Origin of the sequence: Mesorhizobium sp. M7A.F.Ca.CA.002.09.1.1 (assembly GCF_003998555.1) — a bacterium.
GTDB classification, from domain to species: Bacteria; Pseudomonadota; Alphaproteobacteria; order Rhizobiales; family Rhizobiaceae; genus Mesorhizobium; species Mesorhizobium ciceri.
The window spans coordinates 1-5,468 of sequence record NZ_RZRR01000334.1; the positions used below are offsets into that span (position 1 = coordinate 1).

The window sequence follows — 5,468 nt, forward strand, 5'->3', positions numbered from 1 at the left end:
GGAGAAAAAAGAACCGCCAATCTCCCGCAGTTGTTGGTACAGGACGCTCTCGGCAGCCTCCGCTACGTCAGGCGCCAGCGGACCCTGACGGTTGAGGATGATATGCAGGTTTCCATCGGCCAGGTGACCGAAGACATAGGGCGCCAGACCCGGTTCGATCGCTGCGAGCCGGGGCAGGATTCTGTCGAGATAGGCCGGAATTTCCGACAGAGGCACCGACACGTCGAAGGAAGGCGCTTGGGGATGGGCGCGATAGAGCACGCCGGTGTCCTCGCGCAACCGCCACAGGTCTTCCTCTTGCCGCCGCGAGCCGGCAATGATGCCGGTGGCTTCAGGATAGCGCTCCATCACTTCCGAATAGATCCGCTCGAAATCTTCGCGCAGCGCCTCTTCGCGCGCGCCGCCAAGCGACAGCAGCAGGAACAGCGGCTGGTCGAGCGGCACGCTCGGTTCGGACCATTCATGCGCGGCTGCGGCCAGGCTGAAATACGAGGTCCACATCGCCTCCGCCGCGCGCAAATGTCCCGCATCCGATTCAAGCGCCAGACGAATGACTTGCAGCGCCGCTTCGACAGACGGCAGCCCGAAAAGCGCGGTGGCGGTGGCTCGGGGCGAAGGGTCGAGCTTGACGACCACGCGGGTCACGATGCCAAGCGTGCCCTCCGCACCGATGAAGAGATGCTTCAGATCGTAGCCGGCGGAATTCTTCACCACCCGCGTCAGATCGGAATAGACCGATCCATCGGCCAGCACGGCCTCCAGGCCAAGGACGCGGTGGCGCATGACCCCGTTGCGAAAGGCCATCACGCCACCCGCATTCGTGGAAACCATGCCGCCGATCGTCGCCGAACCGCGCGCGGCAAGATCGATACCGGGCTCCAGGCGGTGCTCAAATGCGGCAGACTGCAAAGCTTCGAGCGTAACACCGGCACCGACGATCGCCACGCGCTCGACGGGATCGAGCCGCTCGATCCGGTTCATGCGTGCCAGGGAAAGAACGATCTCGCCCGGCCGCGAGACACTTCCGCCGACCAGGCCGGTCCGCCCGCCCTGCGGCACGATCGGAATCTCATTTTGACTGCAGATGCGCACCACCGCGGCGACCTCGCCGGTCGATGAAGGCGCAACGACGATGCCGGCGGCGCAATCCGTCCCGTTCGAACCAAGGTCGATCGCCCCGGCATCATCACCGATCCGCACATTCGAGGCGCCAACGACATGGCGGATCGCGTCGACAACCGACAACGGCACCGCTTGCTCGATCCAGTTCGTTTGCCTGGGAGACGCGTGGCCGCTCATCGCCCAGCCAATCCCTGAAGCGCCGTGATCAGCCGGTCGTTGTCGGCCGGCAAGCCGATGGTGGCGCGCAGATAGTGCTCGTAGCCGGCTTCGCGCCACGCCTTGACGATGATCCCCTGCTTCAGGAGACCGGCGGCAACGCTGGAGCTGTCGCCCTTGCAGTCGAAGAACAGGAAGTTTGTCTGCGACTGGGCAACCCGGAAACCAAGGCCCGTAAGTGCGGCGGCGGTGCGCACGCGCTCGGCTCTGACGCAGCCCGCCGACGCCTTCATCCAGCTTTCGTCGGCCAGTGCCGCAATAGCGGCGACCTGTGCTGCCGCATTGACGTTGAACGGCGTCTTGGCGGCCGCGATCACTCTTGCCAGTTCGAAGCCCGAACAAACGGCATAGCCAACGCGCAGCCCCGCCAGGCCATAAGCCTTCGAAAATGTGCGCAGCACGACATGGTCGATGCTGCTGTTGCGCAGGACCTCGATGCCGTCGGGCGCGCCGGGATCGGCGAATTCGAAATAGGCCTCGTCCAGGACAAGAAGCGTGCCGGGTCGCACGGCGCCGATCAGCCGTCGCAGGCCAGCGTGGTCGAGACCCGGCCCGACCGGATTCCACGGCGAGGATATGAAAACGATCCGTGGCCCAACGGCGATCGCCGCTTCGAGCGCGGCAAGATCGAACCCCATCTCGGGTTTCATCGCAATCTTGACGACATCGGCACCGGCAGCCAGCGGCTCTATCTCATGCAGCCCGAAGCTCGGCACCGTGGTGACGACCGAGGCGCCCGGCACCAGGACGGCGCGCGAGATGGCGGCGATCATCTCCTCGGAACCATTGCCGGCAACGATCATGCCAGGATCGATCGCCAGTTTTTCGCCAAGCGCCGCCCGCAGCGCCGTGCAGGCCGGATCGGCATAGCGCCATGGCTCGAAGGATGAGGAGGCCAATGCGGCCATGACGGCGGGAGAACACCCATCCGGGTTCTCGTTGCTGGCCAGCCGGGCGACATCGTTGCGGCCACTCAGCGCCCGCGCCATCGCGATGTTCATGCCGGCATTGTAGGGCGGCAAGGCGGCGATATGCGGATTGAGCGGCAGGCTCGACGCTGGTTTGACCGACTGTTCCAAATCCCGACTTCCGTTTCCCCGCGCCCACGCGCGGCAATCTTGTCAAATATCGAGGACGACTGATCCGCGCGGCTTGGAGCAGCACAACAGCACTTCGCTGCTTCCAAGCTCGTCCAGCGGTTCCTCGAAATAGGCGATGTCGCCCGAGATCAGCCGCGACTTGCATGTGCCGCAGATGCCGGCCCGGCAGCTGAATTCCGGCAACAGACCTTGGTTCTCGGCGAAGTCGAGCAACGATACGGCCGAGCCATCCCAGACGGCCGTCAGGCCCGACTTCCGAAATTCCACGGTTGTCGCTTCCCCGGCCGGCTCGATCCTTGCCGGCTGCGCTGGAACCGCGGGAACTCGCACTGCATCGGGCTCAAGCACCGTCGCCGGGCCGAAGAATTCGTAGGCAATGCGATACCTTGGCGCGCCAAGCTCGCGCAGCATGACGTAGATCGCCTGCATGAACGGCGGCGGGCCACAGAGGTAGAAATCATAGTCATCGATCGGCAGCAAACGCTGCAGCACGTCCCGCGAAATCATGCCTTCGCTATGAAAGCGCTGCTCGGCCTTGTCGCGCTCGGACGGGAGCCGGTAGCAGAAGTGTGCGGTCAGGCCGGGACGGGTCGAGACCAGGTCGGTCACCTCATCGCGCAAGGCATGCACATCGCCGTTGTCGCAGGCGTGAATGAAGACGGCACGGCGGTCCGGCAACGAAGCCAACGCATGCAGCATCGACACCATCGGCGTCAGCCCGACGCCGCCGCTGAGCAGCACGACTGGACGGTTGCTGGCCTTGTCGAGCACGAAATCGCCGCGCGGCCCTTCCGCCTGAAGCACATCACCGACGTCGATACGGTCATGCAGGAAGCACGAGCTTATCCCATCGGGAAGCCCCGGCCCGGGTGCTGCCTCACGCTTCACACTGATCCGATAGGAAGCGCTGTCTGGGGAACAGGAGATACTGTAGTTGCGCAGCACATATCCCCTTTCGCCGGCGGCCTCCCGCGCTACCGGAATCCGGAACACCAGGAACTGGCCCGGCTGGAAGTCGCGCCAGTCCTGTGGATCGACCGGCTCGAGATGGAATGAAGTGATGAGGGCGCTTTCGCGCACCTTCGCGACCAATTTCAGGTCGCGAAATCCGCTTCTTGCGATGGTGTCGCGAGCGGTGAATGCATTCATTCGGCAGCTGCCAATTGCTGGCTCTCGCTGGCGATCAGCTTGGCCAGGTTCCGGCGAAAGCGCAGCGGTCCGACATCTATCTTCAGATCGAGATTGGGCGTGCGCTTGTTTGCCATGCCCTTGTGCACGGCATTGAGCACGGTGCGGTCCTCGTCGAAGGCGCCGCGCACAGAGGTGGCGAACTGGCGGGAAACCTCCAAATCGTCGGGGGCGAAATTGCGCATCTGGAACCAGTAATATTTCGTCTGGTTCTCATCGACCGGCGTCATGAAGTTGTAGCTGTCCATGAGGAACACGTCCTCGTGCAGCGGCTTGCCCTCGCCGCCGGTGCGGGCCGGCACGAAGATCGCCTTGATGATGGCGTTGGAGGGGTAGCGCACTTCGTAGTGCTGCTTGCGGTCGCAATTGCCTGAGAATTTGAGGAAAGGCGCATAGAAGGGCGCCGGCGCGGCATCGACCACCCAGCGCCACACGGTCACGCCGTCCGCGCCTACGGTGGTTTCGAGTGGCGCATCCTCCATCGCCTGAACGCCGCCGAAGGAGGACTGGTGGACCCAAGACACATGCGAGGGGTCGAGCAGGTTGTCGGTCATGTAGAGGTAGTTGCAATCGAGCGCCATGGACTCGCCGCGATTGACGCCCCATGCCGGATCGCCCCAGTGGTCGACCGCGAAAATCAGCGCGGGGTCGGCCTTTGCCGCTTCGCCCATCCATATCCACAGCAGCCCGTAACGTTCGGCGATCGGATAGGAACGAACGCATGCCACATGCGGTATCTTTTCAGCACCGGGCACGCGCGTACAGGTTCCGGTGCTGTCGAAGGTCAGCCCGTGATAGCCGCATTCGACAGTGTCGCCCTTGATGCGGCCCATGGACAGCGGCAGCTTGCGGTGGGGACAGGCATCCTCGAGCGCCGCCACCACGCCATCGGTCCGGCGGTAGAGGACAATGTCCTCGCCAAGTATCCGGGTCGGCACCAGCCTGTCGGCGACCTCATGGTCCCATGCGGCAACGTACCAGCAGTTTCGAAGAAACATGGCGTCCTCCCGAGCTTGTGACGCCTAAACGAATATCTTGCGGGCCTGGGACGACATAGGGCTTGCATCTGTGTTCTATTTTAGAAAAACTAAATCAAGCTGACCCCAGGATTGTTGCCCAGGTGAAGAAGACGCCCCCACTGCGTGCGATACAGGCCTTCGAGGCTTTCGGCAGGCGTGGCAGTGTGACGGCGGCCGCCAACGAACTCGGCGTCTCCGTCGGCGCGGTCAGCCAGCAGATCCGCAAGGCCGAAGACGCGCTGGAGGCGCGGCTTTTGGAACGGCGCGGCAGGAGTGTCGCCCTCACCGCGCTGGGCCGCGTTTACCACGCAGCGGTTGCCGTCGGCTTCGAACACATTCGCGACGCCCAGGATCTCATCGAACAGGCCCGGTCCGCGGACACTTTGACCATCTCCTGCCTGCCGTCGTTGGCCAGCAAATGGATCGGCCCGCAGCTCCTGGATTGGCAGGTCGACCACCCCGGCGCGACCGTGCGGCTGGTGGGCGCCGAGACGGAGCCAAGGCTGGGCGCCGAACAAGTTGACTTCCGTATTTCGTACGGCACGAAATATCGTGATTTCGAGCACTACACCGAACTGTTCACCGACTGGGTGGTGCCGGCCTGCTCGCCGACGCTGCTGGCGAAACATCCGGTCGGCAAGCCCGCCGATATTCTCGATCTGCCGCTTCTCAGCATCGAATGGGCCCGCGATCACCGCTCGCCGCCGACATGGGCGGAATGGGCCGCAAGCATCGGCGCGGTGCACCGCAGAACATCCGGCGAAGTGGCCTTTTCCCTGTCGAGCGCGGCGATCGATGCGGCGGCCAACGGAAGGGGCTTTGT

5 protein-coding genes are annotated in these 5,468 nt (G+C 63.9%); 1 reads left to right on the forward strand and 4 read right to left on the reverse strand.

The features are described 5' to 3' along the window. The 4 genes from EN994_RS16130 to EN994_RS16145 all read right to left on the reverse strand — a co-directional run. Nucleotides 1-1,299, reverse strand: a 1,299-nt coding sequence (locus EN994_RS16130) for an FAD-binding oxidoreductase (RefSeq protein ID WP_164745954.1), incomplete at its 3' end; no start/stop codon positions are given. Beyond that, nucleotides 1,296-2,417: an aminotransferase class I/II-fold pyridoxal phosphate-dependent enzyme gene (locus EN994_RS16135; RefSeq protein WP_127307641.1), complete on the reverse strand. Its 1,122-nt coding sequence runs from the start codon at nucleotides 2,415-2,417 to the stop codon at nucleotides 1,296-1,298. The genes EN994_RS16130 and EN994_RS16135, both read right to left, overlap by 4 nt. A gap of 42 nt (nucleotides 2,418-2,459) precedes the next feature. Next, nucleotides 2,460-3,587, reverse strand: a complete 1,128-nt coding sequence (locus tag EN994_RS16140; RefSeq protein WP_063168716.1) for a 2Fe-2S iron-sulfur cluster-binding protein — start codon at nucleotides 3,585-3,587, stop codon at nucleotides 2,460-2,462. Next, complete coding sequence (locus EN994_RS16145; RefSeq protein WP_013530418.1) at nucleotides 3,584-4,624, reverse strand: aromatic ring-hydroxylating dioxygenase subunit alpha; 1,041 nt, start codon at nucleotides 4,622-4,624, stop codon at nucleotides 3,584-3,586. Before EN994_RS16145 ends, EN994_RS16140 begins: the two co-directional genes overlap by 4 nt. A 62-nt stretch (nucleotides 4,625-4,686) precedes the next feature. Between EN994_RS16145 and EN994_RS16150 the strand changes: the two genes are divergently transcribed. Continuing rightward, a partial coding sequence (locus tag EN994_RS16150; RefSeq protein ID WP_245466038.1) for a LysR family transcriptional regulator occupies nucleotides 4,687-5,468 on the forward strand: 782 nt, incomplete at its 3' end.

Bases quoted from the DNA above. Each gene is read 5' to 3' on its own strand.
- EN994_RS16145 (WP_013530418.1), bottom strand. From the start codon at position 4,624: ATGTTTCTTCGAAACTGCTGGTACGTTGCCGCATGGGACCATGAGGTC.
- EN994_RS16140 (WP_063168716.1), bottom strand. From the start codon at position 3,587: ATGAATGCATTCACCGCTCGCGACACCATCGCAAGAAGCGGATTTCGC.